The sequence below is a fragment of the Caballeronia sp. LZ024 genome, assembly GCF_031451455.1.
Classification (GTDB): Bacteria; Pseudomonadota; Gammaproteobacteria; order Burkholderiales; family Burkholderiaceae; genus Caballeronia; species Caballeronia telluris.
On the sequence record NZ_JARUXL010000004.1, the window covers coordinates 881,130 to 900,482 of the forward strand.

The 19,353-nt window shown below is 64.7% G+C and carries 17 protein-coding genes; 3 read left to right on the forward strand and 14 right to left on the reverse strand.

From position 1 onward, the window contains the following. Positions 1-2: 2 nt before the first annotated feature. The 5 genes from QCE48_RS26230 to QCE48_RS26250 all read right to left on the reverse strand — a co-directional run bounded on the left by QCE48_RS26230 (position 3) and on the right by QCE48_RS26250 (position 4,647). Complete coding sequence (locus QCE48_RS26230) at positions 3-197, reverse strand: hypothetical protein (RefSeq protein WP_309783327.1); 195 nt, start codon at positions 195-197, stop codon at positions 3-5. Further along, entirely contained in the window at positions 194-1,147 is a 954-nt protein-coding gene (locus tag QCE48_RS26235; RefSeq protein WP_309783328.1) for a carbohydrate ABC transporter permease, read from the reverse strand. The genes QCE48_RS26230 and QCE48_RS26235 overlap by 4 nt, the downstream gene beginning before the upstream one ends. After that, the gene (locus QCE48_RS26240; RefSeq protein WP_309783330.1) at positions 1,144-2,100 is read right to left on the reverse strand and encodes a sugar ABC transporter permease; all 957 of its coding nucleotides are present in this window, start codon (positions 2,098-2,100) and stop codon (positions 1,144-1,146) included. Before QCE48_RS26240 ends, QCE48_RS26235 begins: the two co-directional genes overlap by 4 nt. Before the next feature lie 58 nt (positions 2,101-2,158). Beyond that, complete coding sequence (locus QCE48_RS26245; protein ID WP_309783331.1) at positions 2,159-3,490, reverse strand: extracellular solute-binding protein; 1,332 nt, start codon at positions 3,488-3,490, stop codon at positions 2,159-2,161. Between the two features lie 137 nt (positions 3,491-3,627). Continuing rightward, positions 3,628-4,647: a LacI family DNA-binding transcriptional regulator gene (locus QCE48_RS26250; protein ID WP_309783333.1), complete on the reverse strand. Its 1,020-nt coding sequence runs from the start codon at positions 4,645-4,647 to the stop codon at positions 3,628-3,630. A 242-nt stretch (positions 4,648-4,889) separates the two neighbouring features. On the opposite strand from QCE48_RS26250, the gene QCE48_RS26255 reads away from it, so the two are divergent. Beyond that, entirely contained in the window at positions 4,890-5,246 is a 357-nt protein-coding gene (locus QCE48_RS26255) for a host attachment protein (protein WP_309783334.1), read from the forward strand. Positions 5,247-5,324: 78 nt separating this feature from the next. Here QCE48_RS26255 and QCE48_RS26260 read toward each other — a convergent pair whose 3' ends face one another. The 4 genes from QCE48_RS26260 to QCE48_RS26275 form a co-directional block, all read right to left on the reverse strand. Next, positions 5,325-6,713 carry an FAD-binding oxidoreductase gene (locus QCE48_RS26260; RefSeq protein ID WP_309783336.1) on the reverse strand — a complete coding sequence of 463 codons (1,389 nt, stop codon included), beginning with the start codon at positions 6,711-6,713 and terminating at the stop codon, positions 5,325-5,327. 315 nt (positions 6,714-7,028) lie between these two features. Beyond that, complete coding sequence (locus tag QCE48_RS26265; protein WP_309783338.1) at positions 7,029-7,676, reverse strand: response regulator; 648 nt, start codon at positions 7,674-7,676, stop codon at positions 7,029-7,031. Continuing rightward, positions 7,673-9,049: an ATP-binding protein gene (locus tag QCE48_RS26270; protein ID WP_309783340.1), complete on the reverse strand. Its 1,377-nt coding sequence runs from the start codon at positions 9,047-9,049 to the stop codon at positions 7,673-7,675. The genes QCE48_RS26265 and QCE48_RS26270 overlap by 4 nt, the downstream gene beginning before the upstream one ends. Before the next feature lie 346 nt (positions 9,050-9,395). Beyond that, positions 9,396-9,644 carry a hypothetical protein gene (locus QCE48_RS26275; RefSeq protein ID WP_309783342.1) on the reverse strand — a complete coding sequence of 83 codons (249 nt, stop codon included), beginning with the start codon at positions 9,642-9,644 and terminating at the stop codon, positions 9,396-9,398. Between the two features lie 152 nt (positions 9,645-9,796). Here QCE48_RS26275 and QCE48_RS26280 point away from each other — a divergent pair, with 152 nt between their 5' ends. Then, complete coding sequence (locus QCE48_RS26280; protein WP_309783343.1) at positions 9,797-10,003, forward strand: hypothetical protein; 207 nt, start codon at positions 9,797-9,799, stop codon at positions 10,001-10,003. A 28-nt stretch (positions 10,004-10,031) separates the two neighbouring features. On the opposite strand, the gene QCE48_RS26285 is transcribed toward QCE48_RS26280, so the two are convergent. From QCE48_RS26285 to QCE48_RS26295, 3 genes are all read right to left on the reverse strand, one after another. Further along, the gene (locus tag QCE48_RS26285; protein WP_309783344.1) at positions 10,032-14,876 is read right to left on the reverse strand and encodes an NAD-glutamate dehydrogenase; all 4,845 of its coding nucleotides are present in this window, start codon (positions 14,874-14,876) and stop codon (positions 10,032-10,034) included. A 216-nt stretch (positions 14,877-15,092) separates the two neighbouring features. Next, positions 15,093-15,590 carry an LEA type 2 family protein gene (locus QCE48_RS26290; protein ID WP_309783346.1) on the reverse strand — a complete coding sequence of 166 codons (498 nt, stop codon included), beginning with the start codon at positions 15,588-15,590 and terminating at the stop codon, positions 15,093-15,095. A gap of 47 nt (positions 15,591-15,637) precedes the next feature. Continuing rightward, positions 15,638-16,165, reverse strand: a complete 528-nt coding sequence (locus QCE48_RS26295) for a metal-dependent hydrolase (protein WP_309783347.1) — start codon at positions 16,163-16,165, stop codon at positions 15,638-15,640. A gap of 152 nt (positions 16,166-16,317) precedes the next feature. Here QCE48_RS26295 and QCE48_RS26300 point away from each other — a divergent pair, with 152 nt between their 5' ends. Beyond that, positions 16,318-16,824 carry a M48 family metallopeptidase gene (locus tag QCE48_RS26300; protein ID WP_309783349.1) on the forward strand — a complete coding sequence of 169 codons (507 nt, stop codon included), beginning with the start codon at positions 16,318-16,320 and terminating at the stop codon, positions 16,822-16,824. A 12-nt stretch (positions 16,825-16,836) separates the two neighbouring features. Here QCE48_RS26300 and QCE48_RS26305 read toward each other — a convergent pair whose 3' ends face one another. Together QCE48_RS26305 and QCE48_RS26310 are read right to left on the reverse strand one after the other, a co-directional pair. Beyond that, positions 16,837-17,304 carry a DUF4126 domain-containing protein gene (locus QCE48_RS26305; RefSeq protein WP_309783351.1) on the reverse strand — a complete coding sequence of 156 codons (468 nt, stop codon included), beginning with the start codon at positions 17,302-17,304 and terminating at the stop codon, positions 16,837-16,839. A 49-nt stretch (positions 17,305-17,353) separates the two neighbouring features. Beyond that, on the reverse strand, positions 17,354-19,336 hold the full coding sequence (locus tag QCE48_RS26310; protein WP_309783353.1) for a PAS domain S-box protein: 1,983 nt from the start codon (positions 19,334-19,336) through the stop codon (positions 17,354-17,356). Positions 19,337-19,353: the final 17 nt, after the last annotated feature.

Sequence of the window (19,353 nt, forward strand, 5' to 3'; positions counted from 1 at the left end):
AGTCAGTCCGGGAAATGGCTGGTGACGAGAAACGCGAACGCGCCAACGAGGATCACGGGAAACGACCACGTGAAGAGCGCAAGCGAGAACGGCTGCACGAGCATCGCGACGCCCGCGCCGATCAGAATGGTCGAAAGCGCTTCGCCCGGTCCGCGCCTTAGCAGGTTCACGCGCGGCAGTGTCAGGTCGCGTTTCATTTGCGTACCGCTCCGAAAGTGATGCCGCGCAATAGGTGCTTACGCAGCACGACGGTGAAGAAGAGGATCGGCAGCACGAAGAGCGTCGTCGCCGCCGCGACCGCCGGCCAGTCCTGACCGCCCTCGCCGATGATGAACGGGATGAACGGCGGCATCGTCTGCGCATCGCCGCTCGTGAGCAACGAAGCGAACGCGTACTCGTTCCACGCGAAGATCAGGCAAAAGATCGCGGTCGCCGCGATGCCCGTGATCGCCTGCGGCAACACCACTTTCACGAACGCATGCAGCCGCGTGTAGCCATCGACGAGCGCAGCCTCTTCGTACTCGCGCGGGATCTCGTCCATGAAGCCCTTGAGCAGCCAGACCGCCAGCGAGACGTTCACCGCCGTATAGAGCACGATCATGCCGACATAGCTGTCGCTCAGGCCGAGCGCGCGATACATCAGGTAGATCGGGATCGCCACGGCGATCGGCGGCATCATGCGCGTCGCGAGGATGAAGAACAGCAGGTCGTCCGCGAGCGGCACCTTGAAGCGCGAGAACGCATACGCCGCGAGCGTGCCGAGAAACACGGCGAGAAACGTCGAGCCGAAACCGATCACAAGTGAGTTCATGAAGCGCGGCAAGACCTTCGATGGTCCCGCGATCACCATGCTGCGCTTTCTCACGTCGCGTTCGTACCAGGTCGTCGCGGGCGGCAGGCTTGCGATGAACTCGGGCGTCTGCCGCGAGCGGATCGTAAAGAGATTCACATAGCCTTCGAGCGACGGATGAAACACGAACACCGGCGGATACGCGATCGCGTCCTCTTGCGTCTTGAAGCTCGTCATGAAGATCCACGCGATCGGCAGCGTCGTCACGAGCGCGTAGGCGATCACGACGATCGCCGCGAAGCGCTTGCCGCCCGCCGATGCGGCCACCACGGAATAGGCGTTGCCAGACGGTCTCATCGCTGTTTGATCCGGTTGAGAGCCTTGATATAGATGTTCGCCGCGCCGAACACCGTCACGAAGAGAATGATCGCGAGCGCCGACGAATAACCCGTTTGCCATTTCTCGAACGCGGCGCGCTTCAGCGTGATCGATACGGTCTCCGTCACCGATCCCGGGCCGCCCGATGTCAGCAGGTTCACCATGTCGAACATCTTGAAGTTCTCGATGCCGCGAAAAAGCACCGCGAGCATCAGGAACGGCAGCGTCATCGGCAGCGTAATCGACCAGAACTGGCGCCACGGGCTCGCGCGATCCACTTCCGCCGCTTCGTAGATGTAGTCGGGAATGGAGCGCAGTCCCGCGAGGCAGATCAGCATCACGTAAGGCGTCCACATCCAGGCATCGACCATGACGATGGTCCACGGCGCTAGCGGCACGTCGCCGATCATCTGGAACGAACCGGGCGGGATGCCGGTGAGAAAGCTCACGATGTCGTTGAAAAGACCCGTCTGCGGTTGCAGCAGAAAGGTCCAGAAGTTGCCGACGACCGCGGGCGACAGCATCATCGGCAAGAGGATCAGCGTGGTCCAGAAGCTGTGACCGCGAAACTGCCGGTTGATCAGAAGCGCGAGACCGAAGCCGAGCAGCACTTCAAGTCCCACCGACCAGAACACGAAGCGCGCGGTGACCTGCATCGCGTACCAGATGTCTTCGTCGGTCAGGATGTCCACGTAGTTGTCGATGCCGACGAAGCGCGGCGCCACGCTCGGCATGTTCGACTTGAAGTTCGTGAACGACAGCCGCAGCGCCCAGATCAGCGGAAAGATGTTGATCGCCAGAAGCAGCAGGATCGTCGGAAGAATGAAGAGCCACGCGATCGTGCGGTCCGAAAGCCCGCGCAGCTTGCTGAGTGCGCGGCGCGACTGCGTCGCGTCGACTTCCTGCGTGACGAAAGGCCTGTCTGCCTGCATGCGCGTCTCCTTCTCATCGAGCGGCGGCTCCTGCGAGCCGCCGTCATGTTGCCAAACCTCAGTTCTTGCCCGCCTGCTTGAACACCTTGTTCCAGTCCTTGACGAGCAGATCCAGCGCTTCCTTCGCCGTGCCCTTGTCCGCGACCACGTAGTCGTGCACGCGCTTTTGCATGTCGAGCAAAAGCTCCGCATACGTCGGATCGGCCCAGAAGTCCTTGACGATCTCCATCGACTTCAGGAAGGCCGGCGCGAACGGAGCGCTGCCCGGAAAGCTCGGGTCCTGCACGACCGACTTCGCCGCCGAATAGCCGCCCAATTGCCACCACTTCTTCTGCACGTCGGCCTGGGCGAACCACTTGATGTATTCGAGCGCGTCGTCCTTGTGATCCGAGTACGACACGACCGAGATGCCCTGTCCGCCGAGTTGCGTGAACTGCTTCTTCTCGCGCGGATTGACGAAGAAGCCGATCTTGTCGCCGCCGACATTCGGGTCCTTGTACAGGCCGGGAAAGAACGCGAACCAGTTCATCTGCATCGCCACCTGACCCGACTTGAACGCATCGAGCCCTTCCTGCATGTACGCGTTCGTCATGCCGGGCGCCGTGCAGCACTTGTAGAGCGATTTATAGAACTCCAGTCCCTTCACCGCATCCGGCGAATTCACGAAGCCTTCGAGGTGATACGGCTTCTTCGGGTCCTGATACTCGAAGCCGAAGCTGTAGAGCGCGTTGGTCACACCCATCGTGATGCCTTCCGATCCGCGCTCGGTGAAGATATACGCGCCGTACACGGTCTTGCCGTCGATCTTGCGGCCCTGAAAAAACTCGGCGGTCTGCTTGAGTTCATCCCATGTCTGCGGCGGTTCGAGTTCGCGCTTGTACTTCTGCTTGAACTCCGCGCGCAACTCGGGCCGCGCAAACCAGTCCTTGCGATAAGTCCAGCCGACCGCGTCGGCCATGGCAGGCAACGCCCAGTAGTTCGGCGTGTTCTTCGGCCACTCCGCGTAACCGACGACCGTCGCCGGCATGAAGTCGTCCATCGAGATCTTGTTCTTTGCGAAGAAGTCGTTGAGCTTGACGTAGTGCCCATTGACCGCCGCGCCGCCGATCCACTGGCTGTCACCGATGATGAGATCGCACAGCTTGCCCTTCGAGTTGAGTTCGTTGAGAAAGCGGTCCGCGTAGCTCGTCCACGGAACGAACTCGAACTTCATCTGTATGCCGCTCTTCGCCGTGAAGTCCTTCGATAATTCGACGAGCGCATTCGCCGGGTCCCATGCCGCCCAGCAGAGCGTCAGCTGCTTGCCCTGCGCCTGCGCGCCGCCCGCCATGCAAAGCCCCAGCGACAACGCGAGAGCGGCGGCCATCCTTCGTGGTGTAAGCCGTAACATGTGTCTTCTCCTTCTTGCTTGCGGTCTCCATCCTGATGACGGTCGACGCCCATGCGCCGGGCGCCGTGCTTCGGCACTTGCGGGGTCAGCCGCCGGTCCGCGTGTCGCGATCCGTCTCGCGATCCGTTTCGCGATCGTTAGGCATGCGCATTCTCACGAAGATAAATCCGGGTATCCGGCGTCGGGATCGCGAGCGCGCCCCGCACGTCGTTCAGAAAGTTGACGGCCGCGATGCCCGCCCAATGCACGATGCCGCGCACGTCCTGATCGAGGATCACGTCGATCGCACGCTCGGCGAGTTGCGCTCGCGTCTCGGGCGAGAGGCCGTGGCCGATCACGACGACGCGCGCCTTGTCGCCCGCCTCCTGCAACGCCGACGCGATGCCCGAGATGCCGCCGCCCGTCGCATAGATGCCCGCGAGGTCTTCATGCCGCGCGAGCAGCCCGGCGGTCGCGAGGCCCGCGCCGTCGCTGTCTTCGGCGAAGTCGGGTTCGGCGATCCAGCGCAGATTGCGAAAATCTTCTTCGAGCACCTGCGAAAAGCCGGTGCGCCGTTCGAGTTGATCGTGAAGCCGCGACGATCCCGACACCACCGCGACCGTGCCGATGCGGCTGCCAAGAAAGCGGCCCATCAGGAGGCCCGCGGTGCGTCCCGCGATGCGGTTGTCCACGCCCACATACGCGGCGCGACTGCTGCCGGGAAGATCGGAAAAGACGGTGACCACGGGCACGTCGGCTTCGGCGAGTTCCTCGATCATGCGCTCCACCCACGGGTAATCGAGCGGCGCGAGCACGAGGGCGTCGTAGTCGCGTGCTTTCTCGGCGAACGCAACGGTCTCGCGCTGGCTCGCGAAGTCGCAGCGGTAGAACGAAGGCGTGACGCGATGCTCGCGAAAGAAGCTGGCGGACAACGCGATGTCGCGCTCGACGTGATCGAGGAAACGCGAGTTGACCTGCGGCAGCACGAAGGCCACGCGAAACGTGCTCGGCTTGGGAGGACGTCCGCGGCTCGCGCGTTCGTCGCGAAGATTGGCGAGCGCCACGTGCACGCGCTCGGCCGTCTCGGGCCGCACGGCCTGATCGTCGCGCAGCACACGATCGACCGTCGCCACACTGACGCCGGCTCGCCGCGCAATCATCATCCGTGTCGCCGGCATGGTCTCCTCCGCCGCGCTTGCATCGCTTTTGTTTAATCAAGTTAGTTTTTTCCGCGAGAAATGCAAGCTTTTTTCGCTGAGAAAAACTGTCATTTGATTGCATGCGTCAGCGCATTCAGATTTCAAATTCTTTAGCCATTTACTTCGGATGACGGATAAAGTTAATCGATGAGCATCCGTATGTAAATCTGAGCGAGAATGACGATTGCCTGCGCTTTCGCTAAGGGCAACAGGAGGAGCACATGACCACAATCACCTGGGTTCTTGCAGCCGACGGCTGCCGCGCCCGGATCTTCGAGACGCATGGACTCAAGCTCGACCTTCAGGAAATTGAAGACCTCACGAACCCCGTTGCCCGCTCGACCGAACTCAGCGACAAGGATCGCGAGAAGTTCGCGAGGAATGTCGCGAGTCATCTGGAACAGGCGCGCTTGCAGCATCGATTCGATCGTTTGCGCCTTGCCGTGGAACCCAGGTTTCTGGGCCTCTTGCGCGAACATCTGAGCAGCGAAACGCGCAAGCTCGTCTACGAGGAAGTGAACCACGACATCTCCAAGGTCGACTCGCGGGGCGTCGAGCGGCATCTGGGACGGCCCTGATGCGCGGCAATGGCGCCACGGCAAACGAAACGGGCCAGCGTTCACGCTGGCCCGTTTTCACATCGATGCAAGCGCGTTTCAGGCCGCCGGCTTGATGTTCTGGTTGGTGCAAAACAGGTTATGCGGATCGTACCGGCTCTTTACGTCCGTAAGCCGCGCGTAGTTCGGTCCGTATGCCGCCTTCACGCGATCCCCTTCGTCGCCCGTCAGGAAGTTAACGTACACACTGCCGATCGCATGCGGCGTGAGGGCGTCGAACACGTTGCGCGCCCAGCCGATGCAGGTCGCGTCCTCGGCAGCGTCGGTCCAGCGCGAGTGGATGTTCACCGTGTAAAGCGAATCGCGGTTCGCATAGGCCGTCGCGTTCACCGGCACGCGATTCGTCTCGCCACCCATCGCGCCGATGAAGATCTCGCAATGCGGCGACGGCAGATCGCCCGTATATTTCGCAAGCGACGCTAGCACGTCGTCGTCCATCGCGGCGAAGTTGTGCGACTTCCAGTAGTTGCGCGCGCCTGATGTCATCAACGGATCGAAGCCCTTTTGCCACGCGGTGAACGGCATCGCGCCAAGATGTTCGCCGTAGGGCGTACCGAAGTGACGCAGCGGCTCGACGGCCTCCGCACCGCTTTCGAGCGGACCGACATAACACGAAGCCAGCACGATGATCGGCTTGCCGTGCACGTCTTCGGGCAGGAAAGGCAGCGGTGGCGCGAGGCGCATCACGGCCCATACGGTCAGCTCGTCGGGCATCGCGGCGACGAAGTCGCGATACTTCGGCAGCACTTCGTTCGCCTGTTCGAGCGGATACACGACGAGGCCGCCATAGATCTGCGGACCCACCGGATGCAGGCGATACTCGAACAGCGTGACCACGCCGAAGTTGCCGCCGCCGCCGCGAATCGCCCAGAAGAGATCGGCGTCCTGCTCGGCCGTCACGCGATGCCACTTGCCGTCCGCGGTCACGATCTCGGCCGCGACGAGATTGTCGACCGCCGTTCCGAACTTGCGGCTGATCCAGCCAAAGCCGCCGCCGAGCGTGAGTCCTGCGACGCCCGTCGTCGAGTTGATGCCGAGCGGCGTGGCGAGACCGAACGCCTGCGCTTCGCCGTCGAGGTCGCCGAGCGTCGCGCCGGGTTCCACATACGCGCGCTTCGCTTCGGGGTCCACGCGCACCGACTTCATCGCTGAGAGATCGAGCATCACGCCATCGTCGCAGACAGCGCTGCCGGCGATGTTATGCGCGCCGCCGCGGATCGAGAGCACGATGCCGTTGTCGCGTGCGAATCCAACGGCGGCGATGACATCGGCCGAGCCCGCGCAACGCACGATGATCGCCGGACGCCGGTCGATGGTCGCGTTCCAGACCGTGCGCGCTGCGTCGTAGCCGGGATCGGACGGCGTCAGCACGGCGCCGCGCAGTTGGGATTTGAGAGTGTCGATTGCTTCGCTTGTCAGACTAACCATGGCTTTACCTCACTGCATACTTCAAGAATTGCGCGATGACGGACGCGCGCGCACAGCCGCATGCACCGCCGGTGCGGATCACCTGTCTCATGTTATGGATGATTGGAAGAGACTGGAGCGTTATGAGCCGAAGACGGGCAATCGTTTGCCCAAGCTCATTTAAGGATTGCGTCGCGCGGATGTAAAGGCTTGGTCAAGCGCGAGCGCGCATCACATCTAGCATCGATCGGACATTCGCCCCTGCTATGAGCGATAGCGCATTAAGGATCGCCAATTAAGTGCTTCAATGCGATGCTGAATCCAGCTTCGTCGCGTTTAGTCCGTCGAAGCTTGTATCGAGCGAATGGAGAGGTCGCCCGCCTTGTCGGAAATGCGCACGAGTTCGGCAAGCGAGTGCGCGCCCATCTTCTCCATCACGCGTGCGCGGTGGACCTTGATGGTTTTTTCGACCGTGCCGAGTTCGGACGCCACCTGTTTATTGAGGCGCCCCTTTACCACCAGCGCGAACACTTCCCGCTCGCGCGGCGTGAGTTTCGTCAGACGCAGCCGGATCGCGTCGATCTCGACGCTATCGCTTAGCGCTTCTCGCGAGCGCGCTAAGGCGACGTCGATCGCCCGAAGCAGGTCGTGCTCGCTCACCGGCTTCTCCAGAAAGTCGGCGGCACCGGCCTTCATCGCGGTGACGGTCATCGGAATGTCGCCGTGACCCGTGATGAACACGATGGGCAACGCCGCGCCCGCGCGGTTGAGCCTTTGCTGTAATTCGAGGCCGCTGAAGTCCGGCAGCCGCACGTCAAGGACAAGACATGCCGGGCGACCGGACGCGATCTCGAATGCGAGAAACTCGCTTGCGCATGCGAAGCCCTGCACGGCATAGCCCGCCGAGCCGATCAGGCGGCAGAGCGCACGGCGCACGGCGTCGTCGTCGTCGACGACGAATACGACGGGCTCCAGCTCGATCATGATGCGGGCCGCCACGATGCGTCGCGCGGCTCGACTGCGGCCGGCAACGTGAAATGGATGGTCGCGCCGCGCGCGTCGTTGCTCTCGGCCCAGATGCGGCCGCCGTGCATGTCGAGGATGGAGCGGCTAATCGACAGTCCGAGACCGAGGCCGTCGCGCTTGGACGTATAGAACGGCTTGAAGATACGGTCGCGGTCGTCGGCGGACAAGCCCGCTCCGCGATCCCGCACCGCGACGTGCACGCTGTCCGTGCCATCCGGAATCGCCGACACGACCACTTCCCGCTCGCTCGGCGCGCAATGGGCCATGGCATCGAATGCGTTGAGCAGCAGGTTGAGCATGACTTGCTGCAACTGCACCTTGTCGCCGCGCACGGGTGGCAGGGACGCATCGACGTCGAGCGTCACGCGCATCGATCGCACGATCGCATCGCTGTGGACGAGCAACGCCACGTCGCCGATCACGCTCGCGAGATTGAGCGGCGCGAGTTCGACTTCGCCCTTTTTCACGAGCGCGCGGATGCGGCGCAGAATGCCGCTCGCACGATTGTTGTCCTCGACGAGATCGCTCAGGATCTCGCGCACTTCGTCGAGGTCGATGGGTTCGCGCGTCATGAAACGCTGTGCCGCCTGCGCGTTGCTCAGGATCGCGGTAAGCGGCTGATTCAGTTCGTGCGCGAGCGACGCCGTAAGTTCGCCGAGTGCGCACACGCGCGTGAGATGCGCAAGTTCCTGCCGGTTGCGCTGAAGCTCGTATCGATCGGTGCGATCGATCACGAGCGCGCACGTGAAGCGCGTGTTCATCGACGGCACCGGATTGCGCGCAACCTCGACAAGAAACTGCGTGCCGTCCTTGCGCCGCGCGAAGTGGTGCTGCATGAGGGGCGCGTCGTCGCGTGCAGGCACGCTCGCGTGAGCATCGTTGAGAAAGCCAGGCACGAGCCATTCCGCCGCCGCGCCGATCATCTCGGCGCGCGCGTAGCCGAAAAGCTTCTCCGCCACCGAATTGACGAGTTCGATCCGACCCTCTTCGTCGACGATGAGCGCCGCGAGCGGCAGGCATTCGAGCGAGTCGCGACACTGCGCGTCGAGCGGCTCCGGATTCATGCGCTTGGGCGTCCTGCGCATGCGGCCGACGGGCAACATGGCGATGCGCCGGCGCACCGGCTGCCATCGGTCGCGCAGGAATTCCTGCCACAGCGCCGTGTGCGATGCGCGCGGCCGGCCGGACAACGCGGCGGCCTCGCCCGCATGGACGACGGCCGACGCAGCCGGCGGCGCCGCGAGGGCGGTGCGCCCGCGCAGGACGCGCTGCACGATCAACGCGGCGATCAGCATGGCCTCGCTGAATGCAGCGGCGTGAACGATGGTCATGGCCCCGTGCTCCTGTCGTTGAGCCCGCATCGCGCGAGCCGGTACTGGAAGACTCAAGGGACAACCGGAAGCAAGGCGAGTCGACGTTCAGGGTATCGCTGGAACGACTGCGTCGTCATGCACCGCGCTTACATGCGTTGTTTTTCCGTGCAGCGGTATTCGCAAAGCGCCACAGTGAGCGATGAAACGTGAGGGGGTCAACGAATGGTAGGCGGCGTATAAGGCTTTGTAAACCGTGCCTTTCGGTCGAAGCGGCCCGGTAGATGCGAGCATGACACTTGCATCTATCGGACGTTTCGCTCGACGCAATCAAGCGCGCGTTCGTTGCACGCGACGCCTCGGATACTCAGGATGCAACCGGAAAGCCCAGCGCGGCCGCCTTCGCGTGCAGGTCCGCGAAGCGGCAGCCTGCATCGCTCGTCGCCACGGAGCCGTCGCTCGGCGATCCAGGCTGCCGGTGATCCAGTTGCCGGATACCGCTCGTGATCGAGCCGGTGGAGATCAGCGAGCACGCCGACCCGAACACGCCTTGCGTCACCGCGATGGCCGGCGCGTCGGCACGCGCCGCGCTCTGCAAATCGAGCGCGTAGGCCATGTTGCCGGCTGCGCAACCAAGGCGCAGGCACGGCCCGTGCGTAAGGTGTCTGATCGAATGCGCTGCAGCGACAGCAAAGCAAACCGCGCACCTTGCCCCTTTCACTTCCATTCCAGCGTCGTCACAGGCGTTGCCAACTTGCGAGCATCGTCATGAAGAATCCGTGGACCAAGAAGAACCCGTTGATGAGCATGTGGCTGAGTGGCGCGAATGCCGCGGCCGGGTCCGCGCGCGGACATGCGAGCGCCGCCGCGAAGCGGCAGGCGTCGACGGCCGTCAGAAGGGGAAACAAGCAGATCGCCGATTTCTGGACGGCCGCGTTCACGCCGCCGAAACCGGCAAGAAAGAAGCGCCGCTGAGTCAGCGCGGCGCCGCAGAACGCGCCGTTCAGGCGCGTTCGAGCACCGCCATCTCGCGCACCACGACGAGCAGCATCGAAAGGCTCGCGCCGCCTGCCGCGCGCAGTTCGGTGAGGAGCCGCGCATAGCGTTCGAGCGCATCCGCACGCTTCGCACGCCAGCTATCGACGATCACATCGGGCGAATCGATTCCGCGCGACGCTTCGAGCGCGCTCATGGTGAGCGCGCGCTTGAGCCGCGCGAGTTCTTCCAGCGCGGCCGCGCGCGCGAGCAAGTCCCAGTGCGTGGCCGTGGGTAGCGCCATCGCCCGCTCGGCGATCCAGCCGTAGTCGAGCAGCGTGCCGATCGCGAAGTACACGCTCGCGACGACTTCCAGCGGACGATCGCAGTTTGCCGCGACTTCGGCGCTGTCCAGCACCGCCGTCGAGATGTCGCCGCTCGCGACCCGCGCCGCGAGCCCGCTTTCCACGCCCGCGTCTTCCAACTCGCGCCTGCGTGCATACCACGACTCCAGATCAGCCGTCGGCAGAAGCGCCGGCAACTGCGGCGCAAGCCGCGCCGCCGCTTCGCGGCAGCGCGCGAGCAGCACGGAGCCGTCGCCCGTGCGCTCCTTCAGACGCCGCAGGAACCAGAGCGTCGTGCCTTCGAGCAGCCGCACCACTTCGACGAACATGCGCGCCTGCACTTCATCGGCGACGACGTTGTCGAGCAGGTCGATGCGTTTCCACAAATCGTTGAGGTCGAAGACATCGCGCACCATCAGCGCCGCGCGCACGATGTCGCTCGGACACGCGTCGGTCTCTTCCATCAGACGCTGCACGAAGGTGCATCCCACGCGATTGACGAACGCATTGGTCAGATGCGTCGCCAGAATTTCGCGTCTGAGCGGATGTCGCTGCATCGGTTCGCTATAGCGCTGCTGCAGCGCCTGCGGAAAATAGTCGAGCAGCATGTCGGCGACGAGCGCATCTTCGGGCACGTCGGAGTCGAGCAGTTCGTCGTACAGCCACATCTTGCTGTAGGCGAGCAGCACCGCCCGTTCCGGCGACGTTAGCCCTTGCTTCGCCGCCTGCCGCTCGGCGATCTCGTCGTCGGAAGGCAGAAATTCGATCTTGCGCTTGAGCCGCCCCGCGCGTTCGAGCGAGCGCATCAGGCGCGCCTCGGCATCGAGCATCTCGGTCACGTAACGCTTCGCGATCGAGAGCGCCTGCGTCTGCGAGTAGTTGTCCTTCAGCACTAGCAGGCCCACTTCGTCGGTCATCTCGGCGAGGAGCTTGTTGCGCTGCTTCTCGGTCATCTCGCCGTCGGCCACCACGAGTCCGAGCAGGATCTTTATATTCACTTCGTGGTCCGAACAATCTACACCTGCCGAGTTGTCGATCGCATCGGTGTTGATGCGCCCGCCGTGCTGCGCGAACTCGATGCGTCCGAGTTGCGTGAAGCCCAGATTGCCGCCTTCGCCCACGACCTTGCAGCGCAACTCGGCGCCGTTCACGCGGACCGCTTCGTTCGCGCGGTCGCCGACCTGCGCATGCGTCTCGCGCGCCGACTTCACATAGGTGCCGACGCCGCCGTTGTAAAGCAGATCGACATCGGCAAGCAGGATCGCGCGGATCAGTTCGTTCGGCGCGAGCGTCGCCGCCGTGATGCCGAGCATCGCCTGCACCTCGGCGGAAATCGCGATGGTTTTCGCGGTGCGCGGATACACGCCGCCGCCCGCCGAAATCAACGATGCATCGTAGTCGGCCCAGCTCGAACGCGGCAGCGCGAAGAGCCGCTCGCGCTCCCTGAAACTCGCTTCGGTGTCGGGATGCGGATCGAGGAAGATGTGCCGGTGATCGAACGCGGCAACGAGCCGGATATGACGTGAGAGCAGCATGCCGTTGCCGAACACGTCGCCCGACATGTCGCCCACACCGACCACGCTGAAGTCGGTCGTCTGCGTATCGACGCCCATCTCGCGGAAATGCCGCTTGACCGATTCCCACGCGCCGCGCGCGGTGATGCCCATCTTCTTGTGGTCGTAGCCGACCGAGCCGCCGGACGCGAACGCATCGTCGAGCCAGAAGCCGTATTCGCGCGCGATCGCGTTCGCGTAGTCGGAGAACGTGGCCGTGCCCTTGTCGGCGGCGACGACGAGATAGGGATCGTCCGGATCGTGACGCACGACATCCGGCGGCGGTTCGATCTCGCCTGCCACGCGATTGTCGGTGACGTCGAGCAGGCCGCGCAGGAACATCTGATAGCACGCGATGCCTTCCTGCATGAACGCCTCGCGATCGCTCGCGGGCGGAGGATTCTTCACGACGAAGCCACCCTTCGATCCCACCGGCACGATCACCGCGTTCTTCACCATCTGCGCCTTCATGAGGCCGAGCACTTCCGTGCGGAAGTCCTCGCGGCGATCCGACCAGCGCAGCCCGCCGCGCGCGACGCGCCCGCCGCGCAGATGCACGCCCTCGACGCGCGGCGCATAGACCCAGATCTCGAACATCGGTTTAGGCTCGGGCAGGCCCGGCACCTTCGACGGATCGAGCTTGAACGACAGATAGGGACGCGGCCGGCCGTCCGCGTCCTTGCGGAAATGATTGGTGCGCACGGTCGCATTGATGACGCCGAGGAACTGGCGCAGGATGCGGTCTTCGTCGAGATTGGGCACCTTGTCGAGCGCCGCCTCGATCGCCTTCAGCATGCGCTCGACGAGCGTCTCACGCGCGCCGCCATCCGCGAGTGCCGGATCGAATCGCGCGAGGAACAGTTCGAGCAGCATGCGCGCGATGCCCGGATTGCCGGTGAGCGCGCGCTCGATATACGCGTCGCTGAAGGTCGAGCCCACTTGCCGTAGATACTTCGCGTAGGCGCGCAGGATCGTGACATCGCGTGCGCCAAGTTGCGCGCGCAGCACGAGCCGGTTGAAGTCGTCGTTCTCCACTTCGCCCGTCCACACGCACGCGAACGCGTTTTCGAAGAGCGCCTTCACCAGATCGATGTCGAACTCCACGTCATCCGCGAGTTCGAGGCCGAAGTCGTGGATCCACGCGTGCTGCGAGCCGGTCGGCTCAATGCGGTAAGGCCGCTCTTCGTCGACGCGCACACCGAGATGTTCGAGCATTGGCAGGCTGTGCGACAGCGCGATCGGCTCGCCCACGCGATACACCTTGAAGCGAAACGCCCGCCGCCCCGCTTCGATCGGACGATACAGGCTCATCGCGAGGCCGCTCGCGCGCGTCTGCGTCTCTTCGATCAGTTCGATGTCGCGCACGGCGGTGCGCGCCGGATAGTCTTCGCGATAGCCGGCGGGAAACGAATCCGCGTAACGTTGCAGCAGGCGGTTGCCTGCTTCTTCGCCGTGACTGTCGATGAGCGCATCGGCGAGATCGTCCTGCCAGCGGCGCGCCACCTGCACGACGCGCGCTTCGAGTTCGCGCGTGTCGACTTCCGGCATGCCGCCCTTCGCCGCGCGCACGACGATATGAATCCGCGCCAGCGGCGACTCCGACAAAAGCGGCGTGAACTCGATGCTCTTGCCGTTGAACGCTTCCATCAGCACCTTCGAGATGCGCCGCCGCAAGTCGGTGTTGAACTTGTCGCGCGGCACGAAGACGAGGCATGAGACGAAGCGGTCGAAGCGGTCGCGCCGCACGAAGAGCCGCGTGCGCTGATGCTCCTGAAGGCGCAGCACGCCGAGCGCGATGTCGAAGAGCACGTCTTCGTCGGCCTGAAAGAGTTCGTCGCGCGGATACTGTTCGAGCACCGTGATGAGCGACTTGTGCAGATGTCCCTTCGCGAGGAAACCCGCGCGCCGCACGATGTTCGCGCACTTGCGGCGCACGATCGGAATCTCGGATGTCGGCACGAGATACGCGGTCGAGGTATAGAGACCGAGGAAGCGCCGCTCGCCGATCACACGGCCGTCGGGCCCAGTACGCTTCACGCCGACGTAGTCGAGATAGCCCGGACGATGCACCGTCGCTCGCGAATTGGCCTTGGTCAGAAAGATCGGCGACGCGCCTTCGACGATCGACGCCGCTGCGGGCGGCAGCGGCGTGACGTCGTCGGCGGAGGGCGGGCGCAGCGTCTCGCGCAGAATGCCGGCGCCCGAGCCGGGCAGCCCGCGCAGCGCGAACGCGCCGTCCTGCGTCACGAGTTCGTAGTCGCGATGGCCGAGGAACGTGAAGTGATCGGCCACCATCCATTCGAGGAACGCGCGCGCCTCGATGCCGTCCGGGCTCGTATCGCGCGCCTTCATTTCGCCGATGGTCGCGCGCGCCACGTCGACGATCTTCGGCCAGTCTTCCACGGACGCGCGCACGTCGCCGAGCACGCGCGCGATGTTCACGCGCAGTTCGTCGAGCTTCGACGCTTCGCCGCAGCGGTCCACTTCGAAATGTATGAAGGATGCGAGCGACGACGCCTCTTTGTCGCTTGCATCGGCGTGGCCTGGACCGATCCGCTCAATCGCCCCGGACTTGCCGCGCCACACGCGAAAGACCGGATGGATCGCCGAATGCAGCGAGAGGCCGAGGCGGTTGATTTCCATCGTGACCGAATCGACGAGGAACGGCATGTCGTCGTTGACGATCTCGACGACCGTGTGGTCCGAATGCCAGCCGTGCTGCTCCAGATTCGGGTTGTAGACGCGCAGCACTTCGCGCCCCGTGACGAACTTCTGCGCCGTCTGCCAGTGCGCCATCGCGGCGCCGTAGAGATCGGCGAGGTCGCGGCTCTGGATGTCCTCGACGTCCACCAGTTCGTAGTAGCCGCGCAGGAAGGGTTCGATGACGGCGAACGTCTCTTGCGGCAAGCGTCCCCGCGCGAACTCGACGACATCGTCGAGCAGGCGCTCGACGCGCTCTTCGTTCTTGACCAGCATGGTGTCCTCCTGGCTCGCCGAGATGGCGTGCACTGCACCCGCATCGCATTTTCTGCGATTATGCGCCGGTTAGCGTGACGCGCGCGCGGCACGGGACGGAATCCGACCGAGCACGCTTCGGAGAAACGACATGCAGAACGATGAACACGATGCCGCACCGCGCAACGATGCAAACAAGCAGGAGCGCGTCGATCCGTACAACCCCGCGGACGGCCTCTAGAAGCCACCGCCCGAGGGCAGGCTCAGCGTGCCCTTGTCGTTGAAGGTCGCGCCGCCGAACGGGCCGCCCGCGAGCCGTCCGCGCAATGCATACGGGATGTTGTCGAACTGCGAGGCGTTCGCGAAGCCGAGCGCCTGGCGCGCCGCCGTGAACGCGGAAACGGTCACCGGCACGGCGAGCACGGCTTCGCCGAAGCGCGGCACGCTGCCTTTCTGGTCGCTCACGCCGCTCGCGAACGGCCGGCCGTTCAGGTCGAGATCGAGCGAGATGCCGTTGTAATCGATCGGCGCGTCGTTGGGATTCTGCACGCGCAGCTTCACGTTAAAACGCGCTTCGAGCCCTTGCCCCTCGAGCGGTTCGAGTCCGACGACGTTCACGCGCATCGCCTCGCGATTGAAAAGGCCCGCGCAGCCGCCGAGCGAGCACACCGCGAGCAACGCGAGGCACGCAAAGACGAAACGTCGGATCGTACGGACGGCGAAATCGGATTGCATGAACGGGTCACCGGTTTGAGTTGAACGGATCATTGTACTGGCGCGGCCTAAAGCCCGACCGCGCGAAAGAAGCGCAGGCTTTCGGTGCCGTGCAGCAATGCACCATGCAGCCAGACGTGATCGGCTGTGAGCCCCGCGCCAATCCACGCAGCGCCGACGACGAGCAGATCGCAACGCCCGCTCGTCCAGAGGTTCAGGGAATGGCGCGCGGCGATCCACGGCACGCCGAGCGGATTCGGCCAGTCGGCGAAGAGATGCATGAGGCCACCGCACGCGAAGCCGAACGTGACCGCCGCGGACGGATACACGCCGAGCAGCCGATACGAAATCACGCAGAGCGCGATCCATCCGACACCCCAATGCGTGAGCGTGCGATGCGTGATCCAGAGCCGCCTCGCACGCGACCACCACGCGACTTCGAGCCAGTCGGGCGCCGTGCTGCCGAGCACGGCCGCGGCGAGCGCGAGCACGCTGCCAAGCTGGTGAGGACCCGCGCCGCCCGTCTTGCTGACGAGCGCCGCCGCGATGATGCCGGCCGCCCAGCCGGTGGCGTGATGCGCCTTGTTTGAAGCCATGATGTCGATGCCGCGCTGCGATGATGAAATCAGGCCGCGCATCTTGCCACGCCGCGTGCGCCTTAACGACGATCCGAACACAAACTTACGCGTTTGGCTGCGCTCGTTACAATCGAGTCTTGTTCGCCGCCCTTTTGCCCCTTCCGACCGCCATGCAACATCTGAAATACCTGAGCGCCTATTCGGCCACGCTGCAGGAAAAGGTTCGCCGCCTGATCGCCGAGGGTCGGCTCGGCACCTATCTCGAAGCGCGTTATCCGCATCGTCATGCCGTGCAGTCGGACCGCGCGCTCTACGAATACTGCTGCGAACTGAAGCAGGAATTCCTGCGCGTCGCGCCCGCCATCGACAAGGTCGTCTACGACAGCAAGCTCGACGTGCTGCGGCACGCGCTCGGCCTGCACACGGCCATTTCGCGCGTGCAGGGCGGCAAGCTGAAGGCGAAGAAGGAGATCCGGATCGCGTCGCTGTTCAAGGACACCGCGCCCGAATTCCTGAAGATGATCGTCGTGCATGAACTCGCGCATCTGAAGGAAGGCGATCACAACAAGGCGTTCTACCGGCTCTGCGAATTCATGCAGCCGGGCTACCATCAGATCGAATTCGATCTGCGGCTCTATCTCACGCATCGGGACCTGTGCCGCATCCAGGCGGCCTGAGACGCTAGTGCGCTATCGCGCGATGGCGAGCACCAGCAGCACCGCGCCGCCGACCGCGATGACATCCTCGATCAGCGCCGCCGGCAGATCGCGTCCGAACGCGCGCGCCAGCGCGGCGCGTGCCTTCGCCCCGCCGAGCGTCCCGATGATCGCCCCCACGACACCCGCGACCAGCCCGCCGATCCACCCGCCCGCCGGCGTGGCGAGCGCCGCGCCGCACAACGCGCCGAGCACGATGCGCGCGCCGAACTGCATCGGCACTGTGCGGCTCGGGGTGCGCGGCAACTGGTCGGTGACCAGTTCGACGACGGCGAGCGCCGTGAAGATCCACGGCGTCGCGGAATAGCCGAAGAAGGCGAGCGGCGTGCCCGCGAGCGGCAGCCAGCCGAGATGCGCGGCCCAGCTCACGGCGGCGGGCGCGGTCATCGCCCGCAGGCCCGCGACGATACCCATCAGCAACGCGATCAGATACACGGACACGGACGCCTCCCCGGGCGAGAGCGATAAAGACGATCGGCGATACCGACGATCAGGCGAGCGACCGCCCCGTGCCGGCGGCAAGCAAGCGGCGCTTCGCATCGGCGAGCAGCGCGTCGAGCAGCGCCATGTCCACCGGCTTGACGAGATGCGCGTCGAAGCCTTCGCCGATCGAACGCTCGCGGTCCTGATTCTGCCCGAAGCCCGTCATCGCCGCAGTCACCGTGCGCGCGAACGCCACGTTTGCGCGCAGCGCCCGCAGCACGGCAAAGCCGTCCATGTCCGGCATCGCGAGGTCGACCAGCACGAGATCGGGCAGGAACTCCCGGGCGACGGTCAGGCCGCTCGCGCCGTCGTAGGCCGCGCGCGCCTCGTGGCCCTTCATGCCGATCAGCATCGCGAGGCTGTCGGAGGAATCGCGGTTGTCGTCGATCACGAGCACGCGCATCGCGTTCGCCGGCATGGGCGCCGACGGCCGCCCGGCGGCGTTTGCGGAGCGGGTGGCGCGCCGCCGCGCGCGCGGCAGGCGCACGGTGAAGACGCTGCCCATGCCGCGTCCCTCGCTTTGCGCCGAGATCATGCCGCCGTGCAGTTCGACGAGCGAGCGCGACAGCGTCAGGCCGATGCCGAGCCCGTTGTGCGTCGGGTCGAGCAGCCGGTCTTCCTGCGCGAAGAGCGTGAAGATGGTGTCGAGCGAGCCGGGCGAGATGCCGCGTCCCTGATCGCTCACCGTCAGCACGATGTTGCGCGCTTCGCTCACGATCTCGATGGCGATGCGCCCGCCCGTCGGCGAAAATTTCGATGCATTGTTCAGCAGATTCTGCAGCACCTGCACGAGCCGCACGAAGTCGCCCTCCACGACGACGCCTTCCGCCGGCAGCCGCACGTCGATCACCTGCTGGCGCTGGTCGGCGAGCGGGCGCGCCGCTTCCACGCTCTGCGCGACGACCTCGGCCATGTCGACGCTCGCCATGCGCAGATCGATCTTGCCGGTGGTGATGCGGCCCATGTCGAGCAGGTCGTCGACGAGCCGCGACAGTTGAATGGTCTGACGGTCGATCATGTCGCGGCACGAGGCGATGGTCGGCGAGAGCTGCGGTTCGAGCTGCATCACGCCGACCGCGTTGCGCAACGGCGCGAGCGGATTGCGCAGTTCGTGCGCGAGCGTCGCGAGGAATTCGCTGACGTGCTGGCTCGACCGCTCCAGTTCTTCCAGGCGCTTTCTCTCGCTCAGGTCGCGCGTGACCTTCGCGAAGCCGCGCAGCGTGCCGGACGAGTCGTACACGGCCGTGATGATGACGTTGGCCCAGAAGAGCGAGCCGTCCTTGCGCACGCGCCAGCCTTCGTCCTCGACGCGACCGAAGCGCGACGCGCGCGCGAGTTCGCCGGCGGGCTTGCCGGCGGCGTTGTCCTCCGGGCGGTAGAAGACCGAGAAGTGCTGCCCGATGATTTCGTCGGGCCGGTAGCCCTTGATCTCGATGGCGCCGGCATTCCAGCTCGCGACGCGGCCGTCCGGATCGAGCATGAAGATGGCGTAATCCTCCACCGATTCGACCAGCAGACGAAAGCGCTCCTCGCTCTGGCGCAGGCGCTCCTCTTCCTGGCGGCGCAGGGTGAGGTCGCGGGTGAGCTTGGCGAAGCCGATCGGCGTGCCGTCCGGGTCGCGCATGGTCGTGATCACGACGTTCGCCCAGAAGAGCGAGCCGTCCTTGCGCACGCGCCAGCCTTCGTCCTCGAAGCGTCCGACGGCGAGCGCCTCGCGCAACTCGTATGCGGGCCAGTCGCGTGCGAGCGCTTCCGCGGGATAAAAGCGCGAAAAGTGCTGGCCGATGATCTCGCGCGCCGCATAGCCCTTGATCTTCTGCGCGCCGGCGTTCCACGTGCGCACGCGGCCTTCGAGATCGAGCATGAAGATCGCGTAGTCCTCGATTTCCTGGACGAGCGTCCGGTAGAGCGAATCGCGGACCTCAGCGTCCTCGCGCGGCTCCAGGGCGGGAGTGTCCTCGGGACTCGGGGAGGAAGCGGGTTGGGTCATAGTGTCGTATTTTTGTA